Source organism: Acidovorax sp. GW101-11A03, assembly GCF_059424825.1.
Genome location: NZ_JBWKZU010000001.1, coordinates 251,211 through 276,238, shown reverse-complemented (window position 1 = coordinate 276,238; position 25,028 = coordinate 251,211). Strand labels below are relative to the sequence as shown.

The following is a 25,028-nucleotide window of genomic DNA, read 5'->3' as shown; positions in this document are numbered from 1 at the left end:
GCCCCGGCCGCGTGCCCGGCGCAGCCCCCACGGCACGCGCACCGGGGCCCGCCGCTTCGCGCCGGGGCTCAAAACCGGCCCCCAGCTGCTCGCGCGCCTGGGGCGAGATGCTGGCCTTGTCGGCCGGTACCGGCAAAGGCCCGGCCGCCGGGCTGGGCGAGGTGGCCGTGGGCGGCGGCGCACTGGCATCGGCCGGGGGCAGCGGCGCAGGGGCCACGCCGGGCTTCTTGTCCAGCCCCAGCAGCGCCGTCTGCCGCTGCAGCGCGGCCTCGGCCAGAAACTGGGCCACGGGGGGCAAGGCGTTGCGCGAAGGGTCGATGGGGAGGGCCATACAGGGCAAGCGGGAGGATGCCGGATTCTGTCGCCATTCCCTGCGCATGACCAGTCCTGGCGCCTGTGCAGCGCTTGCACTGCATGTAGGCTGCAATTGCTATCATTTACATAGCTTATAAGACATATCCATAGCGCGCAGAGGCCGTTTTTGACTCAAAATCCGGGCACCCCTCACGCCCGCTCCGCCCGCCATGCCTTCAGAACCTGCTCCCGCCCCCTCCCGCAGCGCCCTGCCCCCGCCCCACCGGTGGGTGGCCAGCGCCCTGCTGTGTGCGGTGCTGGGCTATTTGCTGCTGGCCGCCTGGTTGTTTGCGCCGGGCTGGGAGCGCGCCTTTCGCTCCGACCATTCGCCCGCTGCCTGGCTCTCCAGCGCCTTGCTGCTGGCGCTGTGCACCACCGCGCTGCGCCTCACGGCCGAGCGCTGCCTGCCCTGGCGGCTGGGCGTGTGCCTGGCGCTGGCGTTTGCAGTGCTCGCGGTGGACGAGCAGTTCATGCTGCACGAGCTGTGGAAGTTCCGCTGCCACGAATGGACAGATGCCTGCCGCTGGGGCCCCGTGCGCGAGGCGCCGATGCTGGCAGTGGCCGGGGTGGGCGGGGCCATGCTGGCGTGGCTGCACCAGGCCCTGGGCCACCGCAGCACGCGCTGCCTGCTGTGGGCCGGTTTTGCCGTGGGGCTGGCGGCGATTGCCGTGGACCAGTGGCCCGCGCTGCAGCCCCACGGGCCCTGGCTGCCAGCGCTGCCGCAGTGGCTGGCAACGCTGGAAGAGGTGCTGGAGGTGGTGGCCGAGGCGCTGGTGCTGGCGGCGCTGCTGCGGCAGCCGGGAGCACGGTAAAGCGCGGGCGCGTCCTACGGATTTGCATTCGACCGCATAACCAGGCGGGAAGCCGCAGACCGTGCTGTAGCACGGCAAGGCGAACCAACGACGTGATGCGGTTGAAGGCGAAGCCGTATCACTCCCCCGTGCGCCGCCACACCAGCCCCAGCGCCCTGACTTTTTGCCAGGCGCTGGCACGCTCGTCCGAGAGCACGTCCAGAAAGTCCGACAGGCGCTTGGACTTGACCATGGTGTAGACCGTGAGCGCGGTGGTGAACACAAACACCAGCGCAAAGATGCCCAGCTTCTGCCCCACCGGCGCATCGGCCTCGGCCAGCAGGTTCATGCCCAGAAAGCCCGTGGTCACGGTGCCGATCAGGCCAAAGATGGTCACCACCGTCAGCCGCACCACGGTGTTGGCCTGGCGGCGCAGGCTGTCCGCGTCCAGGTACTGGTTCATCTCGCCGATCCGCTCCTTGACCTCGGTGTAGAGCGGGTCGAGCCCCAAGTGGCTGGAGCACATGCGGAACAGCGCGCGCACCTGGGCCTGCTCGGACACCTCATGGAACCAGTACCGGTGCGTGAAGCGCAGAAAACTCGCAAAGCTGTCGCGGATGGTGCGCTTGAAGCGGCGCACGCTGGCAGCGTCGGCAATGTCCAGGTTCTTCAGGGCCTCGGCCAGCCGGTCCGAGAACATCAGCAGCGCCGCTTTCTGGAAATGCGCAATCAGGAACAGCAAGAAATGCTGGTGCCGGAACTGCGCGAGCACACCCCGGTCGCGGCAGACAAAAAACGGGCTGTTGGCGTCGCCCAGCACCAGCAGCGAATGGCCGCTGCACAGATAGCGCGTGTAGGGGGCGGCGCCGCTGCTGCTCCAGAAGCGGTCGTAGCAGAACCGCTGTTCAAAGTCGGCCAGGTGCTCTTCGGCATAGGGCAGGCAGGGGTCGTCGCCCGGCCGGGCCGCGCCGGTCACCAGCCCCAGGCGCACGAAGTCGCTGCGGCTCAAGGCGCGCGGGTCGTCCAGCGCCAGAAACGCCAGCTGCGGCATGCGGTAGTACTCGATCTGCCGGTAGCGCAGGGGGCCGCTGCGCTCGGAATGATCGCTCACCAGCGGCTCCAGCAGCCAGGCCCAGTGGGCCGCGATGCGCGGGGCGCGGTGGCTGCTGACATGGGCCATGAAGAGGTCGCGCTGGTTGGCGTCGGACTGGGCCAGCACCTGCCCGGCGGGGTCCAGCCACTCGGCGCTGAACAGGCAGTGCTGGGCGTGGCCGTCCGCGTCCCAGCCGGCCGGGTAGCCCCGGCCGAAGCGGTACAGCAGCTCCTGCGCCTGGGGCAGCGCCAGGTCGCGCGCGCTGACCTCGACATTGAGCAGCACCAGGTCCAGGTCAAGAAAGAAGTACAGGTCCACATGGACGATGTCGAGCGTGATCGGCACCGCGCCGGGGTGCAGCACCGCCCGCACGGCGCTGACATCGCTGCGCCGGAACACCCGCATCGGCGAGCCCGTGGCGCTGCCACCTTTCTGGCTGCGCCCCTCGCCGTACAGGAAGCGCTGCACATAGGGCAAAAAGGTCACGAACTCGTTGTAATGCCGCTCGTGAAACCGCTGGCTGTCGCCCGTGAACTCATCCACCACCTCGCGCCAGGGCGAGGCCTCGCCCATGTCCGCCAGCACCTCCCAGGGCTTGGCGTGCCGCCCCTCGGAGCCCCGCACCGGCATCAGGCGCAGCGGCCACAACAAAACCTGGCGCAACTCCCGCACGCAGGGGGGATGGGACTCAACGGACATGGGCGGGCCTTTCGTGGGGGTCGGGGCTGCGTGCCAGGCGCTGGCTGGCAAACCCCATGGGCGATCTCCGAAACGATGCTACCCAAAACCACCGGGGGCGGGGGACCTGCTCGGGCCGTTGGCAGGTTGCAGGCCACAGCGCCCCTCCTCAGGGGCCGCTCAGGTGCACTCCTGATCCACCCAATGCCCGGCCCGGAACCACTGGCCGTTGATGTTGAGGTACCAGCGCCATTCAAAGATGGGCTCAAAACTCATGCCACCGGGCGAAGGCGTGTCGATGCGCAGGATGTCGGCCACGCCATCGCGGTCCAGGTCGATCTCGTGCACCAGCACGGCGGTGTGCTTGCGTGTGGGCTTGTCGCGGATGGGCGGGTCGGCGGGCTGCATCCAGCTGGTGGCGTAGCGCCGGGTCTTTACCTTCACCGCATCGGGCGGCAGCTTGCCGGGCACCACCAGGCGGGCCAGCACCTCGGCGCTTTCCGGCAGCCGGGCGTAGCCGCGCAAGGGCTGGGCTTCCTCGCCGGGGTCATTGAACCCCCGGCCGGGGTAGTGGCCACCGCAGTAGTGCTCTTCATTGCTGATGTCCCAATAGCGCTGGCGCACGGTGTGGGCCCCCACCAGGCCCTGGTGGGTAATGGCATAGAGGGTCAGCGCAGGGGCAAAGGCCTGGTCGGCAGTGCCCACGTCCCAGAAGCCGGTGATGTACTCGATTTCGGGACCACTGTGGCGATTGAACCGCCCCACGGGCACGCCGGTAGGGATGACGCTGATGCGGGTGCCCGCCACGGCGGCCAGGCCGTCGGCATCGGTCTCGTGCAACAGGGCCACGCCGGTGTGGGACCGAAAGTACGACGGGGCAATCGCTGGCAAGTTAGGCTTAGCGGCCAAAGGGGTCACGGCGGGAATGTGGTCCACGGCACGGGTGGCCAGCTTCAGGTCGTCCAGCGGGTTGATGGGGCTGCCCCGGTCGATCTCCTGCTCGGGCCGCAGCACCACGCCAGCGCGCATGAGCTTCTTGGCGGCTTCCCACTCAGCTCGGGTGGGGTACTGCACCGGCATTTCATGCGCGTGGCTCTTGGCCAGCGCGGGCAGTTGCAGCGCGGGCGGGCGTGGCAGGGCGTTGCCGTAGGCCCGCATGCGGTTGGCCGACGGCGCCACCCAGAAGGCGCGGGCAGCGTCCTTGCCCGCCTGGGCCAGGGTCAGGGGCTGGTCGGCCAGTAGGTTGCAGGCCACATGGGCTTGCAATGGCTCAGGCAATGGCGGACCCAGGCGCGCGTCGCCTGCATAGAGCACGGCGCACCAACCGTCGCGCTCGGTGAGCTGTTGCAGCACGGTGTTGGCAGGCACCTGGGCCACCACGCGCGCTTGCGACTGGGCCGACTCGCGCAGGTTGACCCACGAGCCCTGCACGTAGCGCTGCTTGGCGGGGGCGACGGTGGGGGCCTGGGCGCTGGCACCGCCAGACAAAACCACACCAAGCACAGCAACCGCAACGACCCGGTGGGGGCTGCATTCAAAAAAAGTTGTCATGCGGGAGCCCCCGGGTCGTTATCAAAAAATCAGGCGGCCAGCGCAGGCTCTGCCGCCGCCGCAGGCGGCTGCGATTCGATGACGCGTGCCAGCAGCGCGCCGCTGTAGCGTGCGGGCAGCGGAATCCACACGCGCACCGGGCTGCCCTGGGCGACCTGCACGGGCTGGCCTTCCACGTTGCGCATCTCGTGCAGGCGCAACGTGGTGTTGCCGCTGGGGTGCACCACTTCAATCAAATCGCCCACGGCAAAGTGGTTCTTGGTTTCGACCTGCACCCAGTCGCCTGACAGCCCCACCTCGGCCTGACCTTCAGCTCCCAGCACCTCGCCCACGTACTGGCTGCGCTGGGTTGCCGAGTGGCCGCTGAGGTAGTTCTGGTAGTCGTTGCTGGGGCGGCGCTCCAGCAGGCCGCCGGTGTAGCCGCGGTTGGACAGGCCTTCCAGCTCGATCAGCAGCTCGGGGTTGAACGGGCGGCCGGCCACGGCATCGTCGATGGCGCGGCGGTAGACCTGGGCGGTGCGGGCCACGTAGTACAGGCTCTTGGTGCGGCCTTCGATCTTGAGCGAATCGACACCGATCTGCGCCAGGCGCGCCACATGCTCCACCGCGCGCAGGTCCTTGCTGTTCATGATGTAGGTGCCGTGCTCGTCCTCCATGATGGGCATGAGCTGGCCGGGGCGGCCGGCCTCTTCGATGAGGTAGACCTTGTCGGCCTTGGGGTGGCGCTGGCCGCTGCCGGTGGTGGAGGCAAAGGATTGCTCGGCCTTCTGCTGCGCGGCCTCGAAGTTGAAGTCGCCTTCCATCTTCTGCGCAATGGCTTCGCCCGTGGTGGGGTCGATGTCGGCGTCGTGCGTGGCGTAGTTCCAGCGGCAGGCGTTGGTGCAGGTGCCCTGGTTGGGGTCGCGGTGGTTGAAGTAGCCGCTGAGCAGGCAGCGGCCCGAGTACGCGATGCACAGCGCGCCGTGCACGAACACTTCCAGCTCCATGTCGGGGCATTCCTGGCGGATTTTCTCGATCTCGTCCAGGCTCAATTCGCGCGAGAGGATGATGCGCTCCACGCCCATCTTCTGCCAGAACTTCACGGCCGCCCAGTTGGTGGTGTTGGCCTGCACCGAGAGGTGCACCACCTGCTCGGGCCATTTTTCCTTGACCATCATGATCAGGCCCGCGTCGGCCATGATGAGGGCATCCGGCTTGCAGTCGATCACGGGCTCGATGTCACGCAGGTAGGTGCGGATCTTGTCGTTGTGCGCAATCAGGTTGCTGGTCACAAAGAACTTCTTGCCGCGTGCGTGGGCCTCGTCAATACCTTGCTTGATCTGCTCCAGGCGGAACTCGTTGTTGCGCGCACGCAGGCTGTAGCGCGGCTGCCCGGCGTACACCGCGTCGGCGCCAAAGTCGTAGGCGGCGCGCATCTTGTCGAGCGAGCCAGCGGGCAGGAGGAGTTCGGGGGCTTTGAGCGTGGTCATGGGGTGGCCCAATCTAAAAAACGTCGGTGTCAGGTCAGCGGGGCATCAGGGGCAGGCCGCCCAGCATGCCCACGGCCTGTGCTGGAAACTCTTCGGCATCAAACGCCTTGTCGCCATCGGCATCCTGCACGCCGTTAGGCACCAGGCCCTTGAAGTCGAACTGGCGCGTGTCCATGAAGTGCGATGGCACCAGGTTGCGCAGCGCCACGGCCATGTTCTCGATGCGGCCGGGGTACAGCTGCTGCCAGTCACGCAGCATCTGGCCGATCTGCTTGCGCTGCAGGTTCTCCTGGCTGCCACACAGCGTGCAGGGGATGATGGGGAACTGGCGGTGTTCGGCCCAGCGCGTGAGGTCGTCTTCGGCCACATAGGCCAGCGGGCGGATGATGAGGTGGTCGCCCCGGTCGCTTTGCACCTTGGGCGGCATGCCCTTGAGCTTGCCGCCGAAGAACATGTTGAGAAAGAAGGTCTGCAGCATGTCGTCGCGGTGGTGGCCCAGCGCGATTCTTGTGCAGCCCAGCTCGTCAGCCACGCGGTAGAGGATGCCCCGGCGCAGGCGGCTGCACAGGCTGCACATGGTCTTGCCCTCGGGGATGTGCTCCTTGACGACGCTGTAGGTGTCCTGCGTTTCGATGTGGAAGGGCACGCCCACCTGGGTCAAATACTCGGGCAGCACATGGGCCGGAAAGCCGGGCTGCTTCTGGTCGAGGTTGACAGCAATCAGCTCGAAGCGGTTGCCGTTGCGCTGCTGCAGCAAACGCAGCACGTCCAGCATTCCATAACTGTCCTTGCCACCCGACACGCACACCATCACCTTGTCGCCGTCTTCGATGAGGCCAAAGTCGCCAATGGCCTGGGCCACTTGGCGCACCAGGCGCTTTTCGAGCTTGAGCGCGGCGTGGGCGGCGGCTTTCTCGGCAGCCTCCGCAGAGGGGGTGTCGGGCAAGGTGGCGATAACGGACATGGCAAACAGACCGGGGCTGACAGAGGGTACGGAAAAGACTTCAGCGGAAAGGCGCAAGGGTGCCGCAGCTTCCGGCGGCACGCAATGCGCTACCGCAGGGCGGTGGCGCATTAATTGCTACATATTTAGTAGCTACAAGCGCTTGATGGTCGCGCGCAAGCGGCCAATTTTTCTCAAATTCTCAGGCTTCTGCAGGGTAAAACATCTTGCGCGTGGGCACATCGGCCACCGCCTTGGCAATGGCGCCGATATGGTCCGGCGTGGTGCCGCAGCAGCCGCCCAGGATGTTGACCAGCCCCTCGGCCGCGAACTCGTGCACCAGGCGGCTGGTGATCTCGGGCGTTTCATCAAAGCCGGTGTCGCTCATCGGATTAGGCAGCCCGGCGTTGGGGTAGCAGCTGATGAAGGTGTCCTCGGCCACGCGGTTCAGCTCCTGGATGTAGGGGCGCATCAGCGTGGCGCCCAGCGCGCAGTTCAGGCCGATGGCCAGGGGGCGCGAGTGGCGCACGCTGTGCCAGAAAGCCGTCACCGTCTGCCCACTCAGGATGCGGCCGGAGGCATCGGTCACCGTGCCACTGATGATGAGGGGCAGGCGCTCGCCGCTCTTTTCAAAGAACTCATCAATCGCGAACAGCGCGGCTTTGGCATTGAGCGTGTCGAAGATGGTCTCGACCAGCAGCACGTCGGCGCCGCCTTCGACCAGCGCCTCGGTCTGCTCGTAGTAGGCAGCGCGCAGGGTTTCGAAGTCGATGTTGCGGGCGCCGGGGTCATTCACATCGGGGCTGATACTGGCCGTCTTGGGCGTGGGGCCCAGGGCGCCGGCCACGAAGCGGGGCTTGTCGGGCGTCGAATACTTGTCGCAGGCAGCGCGCGCCAATTGGGCGGAGCGCAGGTTCATCTCGCGCGCCAGCTCGGCCATGTGGTAGTCCTCCTGCGCCACGGTGGTTGCGCCGAAGGTGTTGGTCTCGATGAGGTCGGCGCCGGCCGCCAGGTACCGCTCGTGGATGTCGCGGATCACGTCGGGCCGGGTGATGCTGAGCAGCTCGTTGTTGCCCTTCACGTCGTACGCAAAGTCCTTGAACCGGTCGCCCGCGCCATCGGGCCCGGTGTAGCCCTCGCCCCGGTACTGCGCCTCGCCCAGCTTGAAGCGCTGGATCATGGTGCCCATGGCGCCATCGAGGATGACGATGCGTTGGGCGAGGATGTCGGGCAGTTGCGCGGCGCGCGTGTAGGCAGGCGTTTTCATCCCCCGATTGTAGAAACCCGTTCAGCGGCCGGGCCCGCAAGGGGTTTCGGCACCGTCGGCGCAACGTCGCCACAAACCAGGGTGTAACGCTGCTTGGCCAGCCGCGTGGCCCCCAGCCGGTCATAAAAGCGGATCGCGCCTTCGTTCCACACCGGGGTTTGCCACTGCAGCTGCGCGCAGCCCAGAGAGCGCGCGCGGCACACGGCTGCATCCAGCAATGCGCGGCCCAGCCCCAGGCCCCGTGCCGGCGGGTCCAGGTACAGGCAGTCCAGGTGCAGAAAGGGCTGCGCCGCCAGGGTGGCGTAGTCCAGGGTGGCACTGGCGTAGCCCACAGCGCGCCCATGGAGAAAACCCAGCCAGGCGTTCAGCTGCCCGGCTTCGAGCCCGTGCGCAAGCCGCTCGGCGTGGCCGTCGGCGCAGTGCGGAATCTGCTCATAGGCCGCATGCGCCGCGCACAGGCGGGCCAGCACCTCGGCATCGGCCGCCAGCGCGGGGCGCAGGGCCCAGCCCGCAGGGGCCGGGCTGGTAGCCGTGGCGGTCAACATGCGCACTCGATGGCGGGCCGGGCGGCGGGCATGGTGCCGCGCTCGGGGCCGGTGGCCACGGGCTGGCCATCGCGGATCCAGAAGTCCAGGCCGCCCAGCATCTCCTTGACCGTGAAGCCCAGACGCGCGAGCTTGTAGGCGCCCTTGGTCGAGCCGTTGCAGCCGATGCCGTCGCAATAGGTCACATAGACCTTGCTGCGGTCCAGGTGGGCCGTGCTGTCCGCGTCCATGGTGCGGTGGGGAAAACTCACGGCGCCAGGCACATGGCCTTGTTCGTAGTGCGCGGGCGAGCGGGTGTCGATCACCACGATGGCATCGACGCTGTTGCGCAGGTCTTCGGCCACATCCCAGGCATCGGCATGAAAGCTGAGCTTGGCGGCCATGTAGTCGCACGACTGCGCGGGGGTGGGGACGGGAAAGGCCAGAACGCTGGAGGCGGGGGCGGGGTGGGTCATGGGGCTCCTTGAGTGATGCCGTGGTGATGTACCGATGGCTGCCAGTGTGCGCCGCTTTGGCCTTATAAATGAGGCCAATTTCTCGATGAACATAAGACCAATCTGTTTCCATGGCCACGATCAAACCCCGTCTTTTGTTGGCGCTGATGGAAACCCAGACCGACGGCGGACGGCGGGCACGCCTGTGCGCCGCCCTGCGCGAGGCAGTGCGCAGCGGCCAGGCCGTGCTGGGCGAGCGGCTGCCGTCCAGCCGCCACCTCGCACAGGACCTGGGCCTGTCGCGCGTGACGGTGGAGGCCGCCTATGCCCAGCTGGAAACCGAGGGCTACCTGCGCCGCCAGGTGGGCCAGGGCAGTTTTGTGGCCATCGACATGGAGGCCGCCGCGCCGCGCCAGGCCAGTGGCGCCCTCCGCCCGACGGGCACTGCGGGCGCGCAGCGGCGGCTGTCGGCCCGGGGCCAGCGCATGGTGGACACCGGGGGCTGCCACGAGCCCGAGCGCCCGCGCGCCTTTGTGGCAGGCAGCCCGGACCTGCAGGCCTTTCCCACAGGCCTGTGGCGCCAGCTGCTGCAGCGGCGCCTGCGGCAGGACACGGCGGCGTTGATGTTCTATGGCGACCCCCAGGGCCTGCCCGCGCTGCGCGAGGCCATTGCGCGCTACCTCGGCCAGTCGCGCGGGGTGCGTTGCCACGCGGGGCAGGTGCTGGTGCTCACGAGTTCGCAGCAGGCGCTGCAGCTGCTGTCGGCCACGCTGCTGGACGACGGCGATGCGGTGTGGATGGAAGACCCGGGCTACGCGGGCGCCCGCACGGCCTTCAGCGCCAGCGGGGCCCGCCTGGTGGACATGCCCCTGGACGGCGAAGGCGCCACGCTGGACGCGGCACGCCCCACGCCCCGGCTGATCTACCTGACGCCCTCGCACCAGTTCCCCACGGGCCAAGCGATGTCGCTGGCGCGGCGGCTGGCCTTCATTGCCCACGCCCGGGCCACCGGGGCCTGGCTGGTCGAGGATGACTACGACAGCGAATTTCTGTACGACCACCAGCCCACCCCAGCGCTGCAGGGGCTGGACGACCAAGGCCAGGTGGTCTACATCGGCACCTTCTCCAAATCACTGTTTCCGTCGGTGCGGCTGGCCTACATGGTGCTGCCGGAGGCACTCGTCACTCCGCTGGTGACGGCGCGCACCATCTACGATGGCCACCCCGCGCAGCCCATGCAGGCGGTGGCGGCAGATTTCATGGACCAGGGCCACTTTGCGGCCCACCTGCGGCTGATGCGGCAGCTATACCGCAGCCGCCGCGACGTGCTGCTGCAGGCGCTGCACAGCCACCTGCCCTGGGCCACCCCTATGGACAGCCGGGGCGGCCTGCAGATGGCAGTGCGCCTTCCCGAAGGAAGCGAACAGGCATACACCCGCCAGGCGGCAGCCCTGGGCATTGCCACCCCCAGCCTGAGCGCGCTGTACCACACGGCGCCTGCCATCGCAGGCTGGCGTCTGGGCTTTGCGGCCCTCCCGCCCGACGCCATTGATGCGGCAGCGCGTGCGCTGGGGCGCATCGGCGCTCATGGACAATACCGGGGATGAATGTGATCGAAATTTCTGCCCCGGGCGAGACACTGTCGGCCTGCTCCGCCGTTCTGCACGAAGTTTTCGGTTACAAGGCCTTCCGGGGCGCGCAGGCAGAGATCGTCACGCATGTGAGCAATGGCGGCGACGCACTGGTGCTGATGCCCACCGGCGGCGGCAAGAGCCTGTGCTACCAGGTGCCCGCCATCGTGCGCCAGCAGCAGGGACGCGGGGTGAGCATCGTGATCTCGCCGCTGATCGCGCTGATGCACGACCAGGTGGGCGCACTGCACGAGGCGGGGGTGGAGGCGGCGTTCCTCAACTCCACGCTGAGCTACGACGAGGCGCAGGACGTGGAGTTTCGGCTTCAGACGGGCGAGATCACGCTGCTGTATGCCGCGCCGGAGAGGCTGAACACGCCACGTTTCCTCGGCCTGCTCGACAGCCTGTACGAGGGCGGCCACCTGAGCCTGTTTGCGATTGACGAGGCGCATTGCGTGAGCCAGTGGGGCCACGACTTCCGCCCCGAGTACCGGGCGCTCACGCTGCTGCACGAGCGCTACCCGCAGGTGCCGCGCATCGCACTCACGGCCACGGCCGATGCGCTCACGCGCGAGGACATCGTCGAGCGGCTGCAACTGCAGGACGCGCGCCTGTTCGTCAGCAGCTTTGACCGGCCCAACATCCGCTACACGATTGTCGAGAAGAAGGACGCCACCACGCAGTTGCTGCGCTTCATTGAGCGCGAGCATGCGGGCGAGGCGGGCGTGGTGTATTGCCAGTCGCGCAAGCGGGTGGAAGAACTGGCGGCCACGCTGAGCGATGCGGGCCTCACCGCCCTGCCCTACCACGCAGGGCTGGACACCAAGGTGCGCCAGAAGAACCAGGACCGCTTTCTGCGCGAGGAAGGCATCGTGATGGTGGCCACCATTGCGTTCGGCATGGGCATCGACAAGCCCGACGTGCGCTTTGTGGCGCATGTGGACATGCCCAAGAACATCGAGGGCTACTACCAGGAGACCGGCCGCGCAGGCCGCGACGGGCTGAATGCCGACGCCTGGATGGCCTATGGCCTTCAGGACGTGGTCAACCAGCGCCGCATGATCGACGAAAGCCCGGCGGGCGAGGAGTTCAAGCAGGCGTTGCGCGGCAAGCTCGACGCCCTGCTGGCGCTGGCCGAGGCCACCGACTGCCGCCGCGTGCGGCTGCTGGCCTACTTTGGCGAGCAGTCCACACCCTGCGGCAACTGCGACAACTGCCTGAACCCTCCGGCGGTATGGGACGGCACGGACGCCGCGCGCAAGCTGCTGTCCACCATCTACCGCGTGCACGCAGCCAGTGGGCTGACCTTTGGCACAGGCCACATCATGGACATCGTGCGCGGCAAGGACACCGAGAAAGTCCAGCAGTTCGGGCACGACAAGCTCTCGACCTTTGGCGTGGGCAAGGAGTATTCCGAAGCGCAGCTGCGCGGCGTGCTGCGCCAGCTGCTGGCCACAGGCGCCGTGGGCCTGCACAAGGTGATGCTGGAGAGCGGCCACAGTTTTGACACCCTGAGCCTCACCGAAGGCTCGCGCGCCGTGCTCAAGGGCGAGGTGCCGGTGCAGCTGCGCGAATCCACCGCCGCCGCACCCGCCAAGCGCGCACGCACCCGCAAAGGCACAGGCAGCGCCCCACCGGCCGCTGCCGCGAATCTGGGCCCGGATGCGCAGGTGCGCTTCATCAACCTCAAGTCCTGGCGCGCCGAAGTCGCGCGCGAGCACAACCTGCCCGCGTATGTGATCTTCCACGACGCCACACTGGCCGCCATTGCCGAGCGCAACCCCGCGTCGCTGGACGACCTGCAGGGCATCAGCGGCATGGGGGCGAAGAAGCTGGAGGCGTATGGGGCGGAAGTGCTGCGCGTAGTTGGAAACAACTAGTCAGGGGTGGCCCGCGGACGATCAATAGATCGTCACGACGCCTTGCGAGCAAATGCGTTACAAATCTGCTGGCCCGGGATACATTCAACTCGGCATTTCATTTCAACAGCCAGTTCACACATTCATTCAAGAGAGGGTATGTAGATGTTTTTTAAGAAATTGGTGGCTGCCGCACTGCTCACCGGGGCGAGCCTGGCGCAAGCATTCGCACCCCAAGCAGGCACTTGGATCGTGACGTCCGAGATGGATGGCAAGCCGGGCCGTGGCTTCGGCATTGATGTACAGAACACCACTATGGTGATGCAGATGTACGCGTATGAAAGCAGCGGCCAAGCCACCTTTTATCTTGCTGTAGGAGAGGTCATTGACAACAAAGTGACCGCATCGCTGAACAAGTACAACGGAGGTCGCTATTTTGGTAGCGGAGCTCGGTCTGGAACCGAGGCAGGCAGCGCGGGCAGCGTGAGCATTCGTTTTACGTCCGGAACCACTGGATTCATCAAATTCCCCAACGAAGGCGAGATTGCAATTTCTCGCTTCAACTTCGGCTATGGTGCCGTTGCTGAAAGCCTGCGTGGATTCTGGACATTGAATTCGATTGGGTCTGAAGGCCTGCAGTCGGATCTGGTGGAGCTCTCCAGGAACCTGGGCGCCACAGCCAATGGCAATGGCCTGATGGCCAATGCAGGGGAGACCTTTGGCTGTGAACACCAAGTGCGGGGCTCCCTAGCTGGCAACGTGCTGTGCGCCAAAATCAACGGCAGTGGCCAATTGCTGCGCACCTACGTACTGATCTACAGCGTGAATGAAGGTGAAGGGTACTCGCAAGCCTCTGCCACCAGCACCCAGCAGTCCCTGCAAGTGCGACGCATTACGACACCCAAAGGTGTTGGCACGGGGCTGTTCTACAAGGATGCAGAACAGGGCTCGGGTCCGAGCGCTCTGCGGCAGCAGATCGAACATATCTCCCGTTTCGGTATGACGCAGTAAACAACCCTCGGGGCCCGTACCACGGGCTACCACAGGTCCATGCCCTGCAGATGTGGGTCGATACGAACCGCAGACCGCACGGCAGGGTGTGCCACCAAAACGCGCCATTGGCTGGACGGTACTCTTGACCACCCAGTCCTCGACAGGCCGAGCCGCCAGAAATCGACCGAAAACCCGTAAGTCGTCTTGATCAAAAGCCCGGCATGCCATGCCGCGCTGCACCCATGCGCCACTCCACCTTCAAGCAGATGGCGCAATGGCTGAATCGCTTTGGCGCTGCTGCCGGGGTACCCAGCGTCGCATCGCGCCGATTCTTCCCACTTCTGACGCCCAGCCGTGCCCATCAAGCAGAGGTAGCAGGGCCATAGAGCGTGCCGGGCACATGCCCCTGTGTGCAGGCCTGCTGCAACGCCCATAGCATGGACTTCGGCTTGCGCGATGCACACGCCTGCTTCTAGGGTGGGCTCAGGCTGGAAAACACCACGCCATCGGGCAAACCCCGGCAGCTTTGCAGGAGGCCAACGCACAAACCCAGGGCAACTGGCGGAGGCACGGCGGCGTCCAGCAGATCACATCGGCGTTGTTACGGCAGTCAAAGTTTTCGAGAAACACAGCTTCCGTTGTGCTTGTCCTGCTTGCAAGTGCTGAAGCTGGCCATGGGGTGGTGGTACCCCGTCACGCGGGCAAGGCCTCGCAGGGCTGGCGCTCGTCACCGTTGAGCTGACGGCGGTTAGGGCAGAATCTTCTGCAGGGAAAGAGTGACTCAGGGCACGCACTTTGAGTCTGAACACTATGGTTTTATAGCTATCAGTGCCTATTGGATGTGGTAACGGCCTTCCTAATTCCAATAGTCCGCAGTAAAGCCAACCGATGCCAGTCCACGCCCCCTGTGCAACCCTGTAGCGGCCCTATGCAGCCGTGCGCCACAATGGCGCCATGCTGACCCTTCAAGACATCCGCGACGCCGCCACCCGCCTACAAGGCCAGGTGCTGGACACCCCCTGTGTCGAATCCAAGACACTCTCGCAGATCGTGGGCGCGCAGGTGTTCCTCAAGTTCGAGAACCTGCAGTTCACCGCTTCGTTCAAGGAACGTGGCGCCTGCAACCGGCTCACGCTGCTGTCCGAGGACGAACGCGCCCGGGGCGTGGTGGCCATGAGCGCGGGCAATCATGCGCAGGGCGTGGCCTATCACGCGCAGCGCCTGGGCCTGCGCGCAGTGATCGTGATGCCACGCTTCACGCCCGCCGTGAAGGTGGAGCGCACGCGCGGCTTTGGCGCCGAGGTGGTGCTGCACGGCGACACGCTGGAGGAAGCCCGCGCCCACGCCTACGCGCTGGCCGATGCGCAGGGCCTGACCTTTGTGCACCCCTACGACGACGAGGGCGTGGCCGCAGGCCAGGGCACGCTGGGCCTGGAGATGCTGCAGGCCGTGCCCGACCTGGACACGCTGGTGATCGCCGTGGGCGGCGGCGGGCTGATCTCGGGCGTGGCCACGGCCGCCAAGGCGATCAAGCCAGGCATCGAGATCGTGGGCGTGCAGACCGCGCGCTTCCCGGCCATGGTCAACGCGGTGAAGGGCACGCACCACCCGCAGGGCACCTCGACCATCGCCGAGGGCATTGCCGTGGGCACGCCGGGCAAGATCACTCAGGAGATCGTCAAGCGCCTGGTGGACGACCTGGTGCTGGTGGACGAAGGCGACATCGAGCAGGCCGTGCTGATGCTGCTGGAAATTGAAAAGACGCTGGTGGAAGGCGCAGGGGCTGCTGGCCTGGCGGCGCTGGTGCGCTACCCCGAGCGCTTCCGGGGCAAGCGCGTGGGCCTGGTGCTGTGTGGCGGCAACATCGACCCGCTGCTCCTGGCAGCCATCATCGAGCGCGGCATGGTGCGGTCTGGCCGCCTCGCACGCATCAAGGTCAGCGCGCGTGACGTGCCGGGGGTGCTGGCACGCATCACAGCCACCGTGGCCGACGCGGGCGCCAACATCGGCGAGGTGCACCACCAGCGCGCCTTCACCATGCTGGCCGCGCAGAACGTCGAGATTGAACTGGTGTTGCAAACCCGCAGCAAGGCCCATGTGGACGAGGTGCTGGAGCGGCTGCGCGCGGCAGGCATGGAGGCCGCGCTGATGTGACCCCTATATGGCCTGCTGGCCGCCCTGGCATGCAGGCGGCTAGAATTGCGCAAGTTTTCAGCATCTGGAGCCCCATCATGTCCGACCACAACACTTCTCACGCCCCTCAGACCGCAGCGCACGATCCCGTGGAAAACGTTGTGCCCATGATGCCCCTGGTGCTCCCCGTGGTCGGTGGCGTGCTGATTTTCCTGCTGGCCTTCATCGCCGTGTTCATGGCCTGATCCGCACGCAAGGCTGCCAAACGCCCCGCGCTGCGGGGCTTTTTTTTGCCCCCGCCTTCCCTGTTCCCCCTTTGACCAGGAGCCCCCCATGCGACCCGGACACGCGCTTGTTCTTTTTTCTGGAGGCCAGGACTCCACCACCTGCCTGGCCTGGGCGCTGGAAAACTTCGCCCATGTGGAAACCATCGGCTTCGACTACGGCCAGCGCCACCACATCGAACTGCAGGCGCGGCAGACGGTGCTGTCATCGCTGCGCGCGCGGTTTCCGCAGTGGAACGCCCGCTTGGGTGACGACCACATGCTGGATCTGGCGGTGCTGGGCCACATCAGCGACACCGCGCTGACCAGCGATGCCGAGATCCAGATGACCGCCGCCGGCCTGCCCAACACCTTTGTGCCGGGGCGCAACCTGCTGTTCTTCCAGCTGGCAGCGGCCGTGGGCTACCGGCGGGGTCTGCACACCCTCGTGGGCGGCATGTGCGAGACCGACTTTTCGGGCTACCCCGATTGCCGCGACGACACGCTCAAGGCCCTGCAAGTGGCCGTGTCCCTGGGCATGGGACAGCGCTTCACCTTCGATACCCCGCTGATGTGGCTGGACAAGGCCGAGACCTGGGAGTTGGCCCGGACGCTCGGTGGGCAGGCACTGGTCGATCTGATCGTGAACGACTCGCACACCTGCTACCACGGCGTGCGCGACACGCTGCATGCCTGGGGCTACGGCTGCGGCACCTGCCCGGCCTGCGCGCTGCGCAAGAGTGGCTACGAGCGGTGGAAAGGCAGCCCGGTCGGTACGTGAGCGGCACGGACTCTAGATGCATAACCTCATGCTTTTTTTGCATGGTTTTGACCCCTGTCTGACAGACAAACCGGCGGCAGATTCATAAAATTGACATCCCAGCCGACCCGCGGATTCCGTGGAATAGCCTCCACACCGTGGGGCTGACACACGCTCCCGCCCGCCGACTGAGCACGAAAGCCGTTTTTTCAAAGGCAGCGCTCAGCACCGCAACTGCGCCAGGCCTTGCCGCGTTCCGCCCGGTCCGCTTCCTTTGAAAAAACTGTTTTTCAACTTAGGAAGCTCCCCCGATGAACGCACCCACCATGCAGGGCCTGAATCTCAACGCCCCGTCCTACGTCAAAAACGCCCGGCTGCTCGCCTGGGTGGCCGATATGGCCGCCCTGTGCAAGCCCGAGAGCATCTACTGGTGCGACGGCACGAAGGAAGAGTACGACCGCCTGTGCCAGCAGCTGGTCGATGCTGGCACCTTCAAGAAGCTCAACCCCGCCAAGCGCCCGGGCAGCTTCCTGGCTTGGTCTGACCCATCGGACGTGGCGCGCGTGGAAGACCGCACCTACATCTGCTCGGCCGCCAAGGAAGACGCCGGCCCCACCAACAACTGGATGGCCCCCGCCGAGATGCGCGCCACGCTGCAGCCCCTGTTTGACGGCTGCATGAAGGGCCGCACCATGTACGTGGTGCCCTTCAGCATGGGCCCGCTGGGCAGCCACATTGCCCACATCGGCGTGGAACTGACCGACAGCGCCTATGTGGCCGTGAACCAGCGCCTCATGACCCGCATGGGCAAGGCCGTGTACGACGTGCTGGGCGTGGAAGGCGAGTTCGTGCCCTGCATGCACACCGTGGGCGCGCCGCTGGCTGAAGGCGAAAAGGACACCACCAGCTGGCCTTGCAACCCCAAGGTCAAGTACATCGTCCACTACCCCGAAACGCGCGAAATCTGGTCCTACGGATCGGGCTACGGCGGCAACGCGCTGCTGGGCAAGAAGTGCCTGGCACTGCGCATCGCGTCCACCATGGGCCGCGACCAGGGCTGGCTGGCCGAACACATGCTCATCCTGGGCGTGACCAACCCCGAGGGCAAGAAGTACCACGTGGCAGCGGCCTTCCCCAGCGCCTGCGGCAAGACCAACTTCTCCATGCTGGTGCCGCCCGAGGCGGGCTTTGCGGGCTGGAAGGTCACCACCATCGGTGACGACATCGCCTGGATCAAGCCCCATGCCGACGGCAAGATGTACGCCATCAACCCTGAAGCCGGGTACTTCGGCGTGGCCCCCGGCACCAACATGCACACCAACCCCAACTGCATGCGCAGCCTGGACAAGGACGTGATCTTCACCAATGTGGCCCTGACGGACGACGGCGACGTGTGGTGGGAAGGCATGGAAAAGGACACGGGCAAGCTGCCCGACCACCTGATCGACTGGCAAGGCAAGGACTGGACGCCCCAGATCGCCAAGGAAACCGGCGCCAAGGCGGCCCACCCCAACTCGCGCTTTACCGTGGCCGCCACCAACAACCCCGCGCTGGACACCCAGTGGGATGACGCCAACGGCGTGGCCATCGATGCCTTTATCTTCGGCGGCCGCCGCTCCACCACCGTGCCGCTGGTGACGGAAGCCCGCACCTGGACGGAAGGCGTGTACATGGCCGCCACCATGGGTTCCGAAACCACCGCTGCCGCCTTCGGCGCCCAGGGCGTGGTGCGCCGCGACCCGTTCGCCATGCTGCCTTTCTGCGGCTACAACATGAGCGACTACTTCGCGCATTGGCTCAGCATGGAAGGCAAGATCGCCGCCACCGGCAAGGCGCTGCCCAAGGTGTTCTGCGTGAACTGGTTCCGCAAGGACGAGGCGGGCAAGTTTGTCTGGCCCGGTTATGGCGACAACATGCGTGTACTCAAGTGGATGATCGACCGCATCGAAGGCCAGGCCCAGGGCCAGGAAACCATGTTCGGTGTGGCCCCGCAGTACGCCGAAATCAACTGGACGGGCCTGGACTTCAGCGCCCAGCAGTTCGACGCCGTGACCAGCATCGACAAGGCCGCCTGGGCCGAGGAGTTCAAGCTGCACGATGCGCACTTCCAGCAGCTGGCGTACCACCTGCCCCAGGCCCTGCTGAACACCAAGGCCGCTCTGGAAAAGCGTCTGGCAGCCTGATATTGCTGTACCAGTACCTAAGAAGCTTTCCCTTCAAAGCCGCTCTGCTTTCTGGCAGAGCGGCTTTTTTGCGCCTGGCTTGCGGGGCACGACAAGCCCCAGTTGCCAGGAAAAAGGCATAAAAAAAGCCGTGGCAGGCCACGGCTTTCAATGAATTGCTTCCTCGCCGCCCACCAGTGCGGCGGGTTCGGTGGTCAGTAGTACTTGCGGATGTCTTCCACCGTGGGGATGCCCATGGCGTGGTTCAGTTCGGCCATGATGCGGGGGTCCTTCATGGCGACTTGCCAGGTACGCTCATCTTCAGCAGCACGGCGGCGGCTCTCGGCCCATGCCTGCACACCAGCGCGCAGGGCAACGCCAGCGCGGCGTGCGGGGGCGGTGAGCAGGGCCAAGGCGGCAAACGCCACCAGCCACAGCACCATCCAGGCGGCCAGCAGGTGGCCTTCGCTCCAGGTGTCGATCACCTGGTTGGCCACCACCAGCAGTGCGGACACCACGGCCGCGAGCAGGAGGGAGGCAGCGCCGCGGGCGCCATCAAAGCGGGCAGCAGCGCCCTTCAGGGCTGCAGCGGCGTTTTCGGCGCGGACAACGCCGGGGTGTTCGGTGGGGTATTCAACGTGTGCAAAGGCGGTCATTTCGGTTTCCCTTTTCTAACGCTTGTGGCGAGATTGCCGGGCGATGGGGTGATATTAGGGTTTACCCTTTGCATGTTCAAGTTTATATTTTGAATCATGGATATTCACAATGGTGATGACCAACCATGACACCCCTGAACTTCCGCACCCTGGACCTGAACCTGCTGCGCGTTTTCGACGAAGTGATGGCGGAGCGCAGCCTCACCCGCGCGGCGCACAAGCTCTCGATCACCCAGCCCGCCGTGAGCAACGCCATGCGGCGCCTGCGCGAGGTGTTGGGGGATGAGCTGCTGGTGCGCAGCGGCCAGGGGGTTGAGCCCACGCCCCGGGCGCTGGCACTGTGGCCCCCAGTGCGTGAGGCGCTGGCCCATCTGCAGGAGTCCCTGGCACCAGGCCTTTTCGACCCGGCCACCGCCGAATCTACCTTTGTGCTGGCCATGGCCGATGCCACGGCCGCCACGCTGGTGCCTGCCCTGGTCGAGATCATTGAGCGCGAAGCGCCCGGCATTGCCATCCGCGTGCTGCCACTGACCACGCGCGACCCGCGCCGTCTGCTGGACGAAGAAGCCGCCGACATGGCCGTGGGCTATTTCCCGGCTGCACTGGCCGATCTGACGGCCCGCGCTCAGTCGGGCGGCGTGGTGGCGTTTGAGAGCCGCCGCCTCTACGACGGCGAATATGTGTGCGTGATGCGCCAAGGGCATCCGCTGGCGGATGCCCCTCTCACGCTGGACGCCTACTGCCAGGCGCGCCACATGCTGGTCAGCTTCTCGGGCCGACCCTTTGGTTTCATTGACGAGGCCCTCGCCTCACTGGGGCGCGAGCGCAAGGTGGTGATCACCGTGAACCAGTTCTTCACGGCGGGGCGCGTGGTGTCGGGCTCGGACCTGCTCACCGTGCTGCCACGCCACTTTGTGCCCGTGACCGGCATTGCCGACAAGCTGGTGCAAAGGGCCCTGCCGCTGGATGTGCCCCCGGTGCACGTGGACGCGCTATGGCGGCGCCGGGGCCCGCAGCAGGCGGCCATGACCTGGCTGCTGCATGCACTGGCGCGTTCTGCGCGGCGCACCTTCCCGGAGCAGGAGAGCCCGTAGACTGCGTGCTGCATGAACATCCAGCTCCTGTCCGACCTCCACCTGGAGGCCCATCCCCACTTTGTTCCCGAACCCGCCCCCGGTGCCGACTTGCTGGTGCTGGCGGGGGATGTGGGCTCCTACCAGCCTGGCTCGCAGTTGGCCGACGACGACTTTGGCCTGGCGCGCTTTTCTCCGCTGCCCCAGCACGCGGGCTGGCCCACGCCCGTGCTGTTTGTGCCCGGCAACCACGAATACGACGCACAGGACTTCGACGCCGCCCACCTGCGCCTGCGCCAGACCTGCGACCGCCTGGGCATCGTCTGGCTGGAGCGCGAAACCATGGTGCTGCAGGGCGTCCGCTTCGTGGGCACCACGCTCTGGAGCGACTTTGACGCCCTGGCCGACCACGAGGGCAGCACCGACCTGGCCCGGCGGCTGAAGCTGCGCGACAAAGCCTTCCGCGCCGCCAACTTCTACCTGCGCAAGACCGGCGGCACGCGGCATGGCGGGCCGTTCCTGGCCGAACCCCTGCGCGAGCAGGCCCTGGCCTGCCAGGAGTGGCTGGCCGCCGCACTGCAGCAGCCGTTTGATGGGCCGACGGTGGCCGTCACCCACTTTGCGCCCAGCCTGAAAAGTGCCGACCCCCGCTATGGCCTGGTGCCCGGCACGGCGGGCTTCTGCAACGCTCTGGACCACCTGCTGCCCCATGCGCAGCTGTGGCTGCATGGCCACCTGCACGCGCCCAGCGACTACCTCGTGGAAGGCGCGCACGGTGATGGTTCTGCCTGGAAGTGCCGCGTGGTCGCCAACCCGCTGGGCTATGCCCGCAAGGGGGAACAGGCCACCTTCCGGCCTTGCTGGACGGTCACCGTATGATCCAGCGCGCGGTTCTTGTGAATTCGCCACGCGCCGGACAAAAAAGCATGACCCAGGTCAAGACAACAGGCACCTGCGCAGAGTAGTCTGCCTTATCCCTTCTCGGAGAACACCATGAACATCCTGCTTGCTGTCGATGGCAGCGCCTACACCAAGAAAATGCTGGCCTACCTGGCCACCCACGAAGAACTGCTGGGCGGCACCCACACCTACACCGTACTGACCGTGCAGGCCCCGCTGCCCGCCCGCGCCCGCGCGGCCCTGGGCAAGGAAGTGGTGGACGCCTACCACGCCGAAGAGGCCGAAAAAATCCTCGCGCCCGTCTGCAAGTTCCTCGGCCGCCATGGCGTGGATGCCAAGCGCAGCGTCAAGGTGGGCACCGTGGGCGAAACCATTGCCAAGGTGGCCGACACCGGCAAGTTCGATCTGCTGGTCATGGGCTCGCATGGCCATGGCGCCATTGCCACGCTGGTGATGGGCTCGGTCACCACCCAGGTGCTGGCCCACAGCAAGGTGCCTCTTTTGATCGTGCGCTGAGCGACTGGCCGGGCTCCCTCGCCGGGAGCTCTCCCGTCCCGCTGCATCCGCCCTGCCTGCGCAGGGCATTTTTTTGCCCATCCAATACCAATCGGTCCACAAATAACTGATTGGTTTACTTTTGCACCGATTGGTTATAAATTCGCTCCGCGCCCATCCTGGCGTGTCATTTCCATCGATACCGAGAGGAGCGACCCATGAACACCGCATTCAACCGCCGCACCGTGCTGATGGCCGCCGCCCTGGGCGCGGGCACCACCCTGTTGCAAGCCTGTGGGGGCAGCGATGACGAGCCCCAGCGCAACATCGTCGAACTGGCGCAGAACACTCCCGACCTGAGCATCCTGGTCGAGGCCGTCACGGCTGCCGGGCTGGCCAACACCCTGAGCACCGGCATGCTCACCGTGTTTGCCCCCACCAACGCCGCCTTTGCGGCGCTGCTGACCGAGCTGGGCGTGACCAAGGAAGCGCTGCTGGCCAACAAGCCCCTATTGACCGCCGTGCTGACCTACCACGTGCTGGGCAGCAAGGTAATGCGGGCCGATGTGCCGCTGGGCAAGGCCATCACACCGGTGTCAGGCGGCTTCTTCAAGATCGAGTCGAACAACGGCCTCAAGATCACCGACGGCCGCAACCGCATGAGCACCATCACCAGCACCGACATCCAGGCCAGCAACGGCGTGGTACATCTGGTGGACAAGGTGCTGCTACCCGCCGACAAGGACATCGTCGCCACGGCTTCGGCCCTGCCGGACTTCAGCATCCTGGTCGAGGCCGTGGTGGCTGCAGGGCTGGTGACCACCTTGCAGGGCACCGGCCCGTTCACGGTGTTTGCCCCCACCAATGCCGCCTTTGCCGCCCTGTTGACCGAACTGGGCGTGAGCAAGGCCGAGCTGCTGGCCAATACCGCGTTGCTGACCAAGGTGCTGACCTACCATGTGGTGTCCGCACGCGTGCTCAAGGCCGAAGTGCCCGTGAATACTGCCATCACCACCGTGCAGGGCCAGACGTTCACCATCAACTCCAGCCTCGTGATCACTGACCAGAACATGCGCACCAGCAACATCACGGCCGCCGATGTGTTCACCAGCAATGGCGTGATCCACGTGGTGGACAAGGTGATCCTTCCCAAGTGATCCCCGGGGTTGTCCCCACAAACAAGAAAGCCCGGCATGCCGGGCTTTCTTGTTTGTCAGGTGAGCCCAGGGAATGGCTTAACGCGCCGCCAACCCGTCAAAACAGGTACGCACCACCAGGTCCACGATCTCCGCGTCCGAATACTGGCCGCTTTCCTTGAGAAAACTCACCACCGGGTCGCAGGCGCGGGCATAGAGGGTGTACAGCACCACGATGGGCGGCAGGCTGGGGCTGATCCCGCCCTGGGCCTGGGCCTCGGTGATCCATTCGCCGATCTGGTCACTCACGCCCACCAGGCCGTTGAGGTAGTCCTTGTTGGCCATCAGCACCGCACGCAGCGTGGAGTTGCGGCTGGGCAGCAGTGGCATCTCGTTGGTCAGCAGGCGCTCCAGCGACCAGCGCACCAGGGCGCGCAGCTTGTCCAGGGGCGGCATCTCAGCGGGCAGGCCTGCCAGGTAGGTCTGCACACGCCCCAGGATCTGCACCATGGCGGCGCTGCACAGCTCTTCCTTGCTGCAGAAGTGCTTGTACAGGCTGGCCTTCGCAATGCCCACGGCATTGGCGACATCGTCCATGGTCATGGCGTCAAAGGCCTTTTCGCCCAGCAGACGGCAGGCCGACTGGAGGATGGCCTCCTCGCGCGCCTGGTGCATCTGCTCCTTGAACGAGACTTTGGGGGGCTGGGTTTGCATGGCCTATATTTTATACATTGCGGTAAAAAAATAAATGACTAAGTTGCAATGCAACTACGCCGTTCACGTTTTAACCAGCATAAAGTGTGCCTTCCACCGTGCGCTGAGGGAGTGCACGCAGGTGCGTTCAGGACACGAGCGACTGGGCGGCGGCACCGGTCAGCGCGGCCGACAGCGCATCGAGCAGTTCGGACTCCAGGTTCCAGCAATGCCAGTAGAGCTGGATGGGCAGGGACCGACCGGGCGCCAGGTCCACCATGCTGCCGTCGGTAATCGCGCCCCGCGCGAGCAGCTCGGGCACCACGCCCACAGCCCAGCCTGCGGCCACGGCACGCATCTGGGCCTCGGAGCCGGGCACGAACAGGTGGTTGAGCGCCACGCGCTTGAGCCCGAAGGCGCGCGCCACAAACTCGGCCGCCATGTCGTCCTTGCGGTTGAACGACAGGAACGACACGTCGCGGAAGTTGTGCGGCGTGAGCCCTTGCGGCAGATGCTGCTCGGCATAGCTGGCCGAGGCCACGGCCACGTAGTGCATGGCCCCGAGCGGCACCATCTTGCAGCCGCGCAGCGCCTGCTTGAGCGTGGTCACGCAGCCCAGCACCTGGCCCGAACGCAACCATTCCTGCGTGAAGTCCTGGTCGTCCACGATGATTTCGAGCGGCAGACGTTCGCGCACCAGGTCGTGCAGCGCGCCCATGGCCCAGGTCGCGATGCTGTCTGCGTTGATGGCAATCGAGATGCGCTCGTCCTCGCGCGTACCGCCAGGCGCGCTGGGCGCCAGCTCCTGCAGATCGCGCTCCAGGTCGGCGCGCAAGAGGCGCATCTGCTTCGTGTGCTTGAGCAAGAGTTGCCCCGCCGACGTGGGCCGCAATGGCCGGCTGCGCACGATGAGCACCGAGCCCACCTGCGCTTCGAGCGCGCGCAGGCGCTGCGACACGGCCGACTGCGTGACGTTGAGGCGCTGCGCAGCGCGCTCGAAGCCACCCTCTTCAACGATGGCGGCAAGGCATTCCAGGGCGGCGGGGTCGTAGGTGCTCATGGCATGGGTCTCCAACAAGGCGGTGCCAGAGTGCGCACTTTATTAGGCACTCTGATGTTTTTGGAGTAAGTTTAATTTTGCTTTTAGTT

The 25,028-nt window shown here is 66.0% G+C and carries 22 protein-coding genes and 1 pseudogene; 12 read left to right on the top strand and 11 right to left on the bottom strand.

The genetic code is table 11. The features are described from left to right. A pseudogene (locus AC07Z7_RS01270) lies at positions 1 to 331 on the bottom strand (hypothetical protein); the annotation flags it as partial. 193 nt (positions 332 to 524) lie between these two features. Here AC07Z7_RS01270 and AC07Z7_RS01265 point away from each other — a divergent pair. Beyond that, the gene (locus AC07Z7_RS01265; protein WP_494765062.1) at positions 525 to 1,166 is read left to right on the top strand and encodes a DUF8692 domain-containing protein; all 642 of its coding nucleotides are present in this window, start codon (positions 525 to 527) and stop codon (positions 1,164 to 1,166) included. A gap of 118 nt (positions 1,167 to 1,284) precedes the next feature. Here the strand turns inward: AC07Z7_RS01265 and AC07Z7_RS01260 are convergent, their stop codons facing one another. From AC07Z7_RS01260 to AC07Z7_RS01230, 7 genes are all read right to left on the bottom strand, one after another. Further along, on the bottom strand, positions 1,285 to 2,937 hold the full coding sequence (locus AC07Z7_RS01260) for a hypothetical protein (protein ID WP_494765061.1): 1,653 nt from the start codon (positions 2,935 to 2,937) through the stop codon (positions 1,285 to 1,287). Positions 2,938 to 3,096: 159 nt separating this feature from the next. After that, positions 3,097 to 4,467, bottom strand: coding sequence for an SH3 domain-containing protein (locus tag AC07Z7_RS01255; protein WP_494765060.1), 1,371 nt, complete (start codon positions 4,465 to 4,467; stop codon positions 3,097 to 3,099). Between the two features lie 29 nt (positions 4,468 to 4,496). Then, a complete protein-coding gene (gene trhP / locus AC07Z7_RS01250; protein ID WP_494765059.1) occupies positions 4,497 to 5,936 on the bottom strand; it encodes a prephenate-dependent tRNA uridine(34) hydroxylase TrhP in 1,440 nt (479 codons plus the stop codon). A gap of 34 nt (positions 5,937 to 5,970) precedes the next feature. After that, positions 5,971 to 6,900 (bottom strand): tRNA 2-thiocytidine(32) synthetase TtcA, encoded by a 930-nt coding sequence (ttcA, locus tag AC07Z7_RS01245; protein ID WP_494765058.1) that lies wholly within the window; start codon positions 6,898 to 6,900, stop codon positions 5,971 to 5,973. Between the two features lie 181 nt (positions 6,901 to 7,081). Then, positions 7,082 to 8,146, bottom strand: a complete 1,065-nt coding sequence (locus AC07Z7_RS01240; protein WP_494765057.1) for a homocysteine S-methyltransferase family protein — start codon at positions 8,144 to 8,146, stop codon at positions 7,082 to 7,084. Next, on the bottom strand, positions 8,143 to 8,691 hold the full coding sequence (locus AC07Z7_RS01235; RefSeq protein ID WP_494765056.1) for a GNAT family N-acetyltransferase: 549 nt from the start codon (positions 8,689 to 8,691) through the stop codon (positions 8,143 to 8,145). Before AC07Z7_RS01235 ends, AC07Z7_RS01240 begins: the two co-directional genes overlap by 4 nt. Next, entirely contained in the window at positions 8,685 to 9,146 is a 462-nt protein-coding gene (locus AC07Z7_RS01230) for a rhodanese-like domain-containing protein (RefSeq protein ID WP_494765055.1), read from the bottom strand. Before AC07Z7_RS01230 ends, AC07Z7_RS01235 begins: the two co-directional genes overlap by 7 nt. Positions 9,147 to 9,256: 110 nt before the next feature. On the opposite strand from AC07Z7_RS01230, the gene pdxR reads away from it, so the two are divergent. The 7 genes from pdxR (at position 9,257) to AC07Z7_RS01195 (ending at position 18,947) form a co-directional block, all read left to right on the top strand. After that, positions 9,257 to 10,732, top strand: coding sequence for a MocR-like pyridoxine biosynthesis transcription factor PdxR (gene pdxR, locus AC07Z7_RS01225; RefSeq protein WP_494765054.1), 1,476 nt, complete (start codon positions 9,257 to 9,259; stop codon positions 10,730 to 10,732). After that, positions 10,729 to 12,636 (top strand): DNA helicase RecQ, encoded by a 1,908-nt coding sequence (recQ, locus tag AC07Z7_RS01220; RefSeq protein ID WP_494765053.1) that lies wholly within the window; start codon positions 10,729 to 10,731, stop codon positions 12,634 to 12,636. Before pdxR ends, recQ begins: the two co-directional genes overlap by 4 nt. Before the next feature lie 144 nt (positions 12,637 to 12,780). After that, positions 12,781 to 13,626 carry a hypothetical protein gene (locus tag AC07Z7_RS01215; RefSeq protein WP_494765052.1) on the top strand — a complete coding sequence of 282 codons (846 nt, stop codon included), beginning with the start codon at positions 12,781 to 12,783 and terminating at the stop codon, positions 13,624 to 13,626. Between the two features lie 936 nt (positions 13,627 to 14,562). Continuing rightward, positions 14,563 to 15,762 (top strand): threonine ammonia-lyase, encoded by a 1,200-nt coding sequence (locus AC07Z7_RS01210; protein ID WP_494765051.1) that lies wholly within the window; start codon positions 14,563 to 14,565, stop codon positions 15,760 to 15,762. Between the two features lie 77 nt (positions 15,763 to 15,839). After that, positions 15,840 to 15,986, top strand: a complete 147-nt coding sequence (locus AC07Z7_RS01205) for a hypothetical protein (protein ID WP_165773906.1) — start codon at positions 15,840 to 15,842, stop codon at positions 15,984 to 15,986. Positions 15,987 to 16,074: 88 nt separating this feature from the next. Continuing rightward, positions 16,075 to 16,785 (top strand): 7-cyano-7-deazaguanine synthase QueC, encoded by a 711-nt coding sequence (gene queC, locus AC07Z7_RS01200; RefSeq protein ID WP_252660652.1) that lies wholly within the window; start codon positions 16,075 to 16,077, stop codon positions 16,783 to 16,785. A 290-nt stretch (positions 16,786 to 17,075) separates the two neighbouring features. After that, positions 17,076 to 18,947, top strand: coding sequence for a phosphoenolpyruvate carboxykinase (GTP) (locus tag AC07Z7_RS01195; RefSeq protein ID WP_494765050.1), 1,872 nt, complete (start codon positions 17,076 to 17,078; stop codon positions 18,945 to 18,947). Positions 18,948 to 19,141: 194 nt separating this feature from the next. On the opposite strand, the gene AC07Z7_RS01190 is transcribed toward AC07Z7_RS01195, so the two are convergent. Then, positions 19,142 to 19,582, bottom strand: coding sequence for a hypothetical protein (locus AC07Z7_RS01190; protein ID WP_094290025.1), 441 nt, complete (start codon positions 19,580 to 19,582; stop codon positions 19,142 to 19,144). A 125-nt stretch (positions 19,583 to 19,707) separates the two neighbouring features. Between AC07Z7_RS01190 and AC07Z7_RS01185 the strand changes: the two genes are divergently transcribed. The 4 genes from AC07Z7_RS01185 to AC07Z7_RS01170 all read left to right on the top strand — a co-directional run bounded on the left by AC07Z7_RS01185 (position 19,708) and on the right by AC07Z7_RS01170 (position 23,207). After that, entirely contained in the window at positions 19,708 to 20,676 is a 969-nt protein-coding gene (locus AC07Z7_RS01185) for a LysR family transcriptional regulator (protein ID WP_252660646.1), read from the top strand. Positions 20,677 to 20,688: 12 nt separating this feature from the next. After that, the gene (locus tag AC07Z7_RS01180; protein ID WP_494765049.1) at positions 20,689 to 21,534 is read left to right on the top strand and encodes a metallophosphoesterase; all 846 of its coding nucleotides are present in this window, start codon (positions 20,689 to 20,691) and stop codon (positions 21,532 to 21,534) included. 114 nt (positions 21,535 to 21,648) lie between these two features. Continuing rightward, on the top strand, positions 21,649 to 22,071 hold the full coding sequence (locus AC07Z7_RS01175) for a universal stress protein (RefSeq protein ID WP_094290022.1): 423 nt from the start codon (positions 21,649 to 21,651) through the stop codon (positions 22,069 to 22,071). Positions 22,072 to 22,268: 197 nt separating this feature from the next. Next, complete coding sequence (locus AC07Z7_RS01170; protein ID WP_494765048.1) at positions 22,269 to 23,207, top strand: fasciclin domain-containing protein; 939 nt, start codon at positions 22,269 to 22,271, stop codon at positions 23,205 to 23,207. A gap of 78 nt (positions 23,208 to 23,285) precedes the next feature. Here AC07Z7_RS01170 and AC07Z7_RS01165 read toward each other — a convergent pair whose 3' ends face one another. Together AC07Z7_RS01165 and AC07Z7_RS01160 are read right to left on the bottom strand one after the other, a co-directional pair. Continuing rightward, positions 23,286 to 23,900 (bottom strand): TetR/AcrR family transcriptional regulator, encoded by a 615-nt coding sequence (locus AC07Z7_RS01165; protein ID WP_094290020.1) that lies wholly within the window; start codon positions 23,898 to 23,900, stop codon positions 23,286 to 23,288. Between the two features lie 127 nt (positions 23,901 to 24,027). After that, positions 24,028 to 24,939, bottom strand: a complete 912-nt coding sequence (locus AC07Z7_RS01160; RefSeq protein WP_494765047.1) for a LysR family transcriptional regulator ArgP — start codon at positions 24,937 to 24,939, stop codon at positions 24,028 to 24,030. Positions 24,940 to 25,028: the final 89 nt, after the last annotated feature.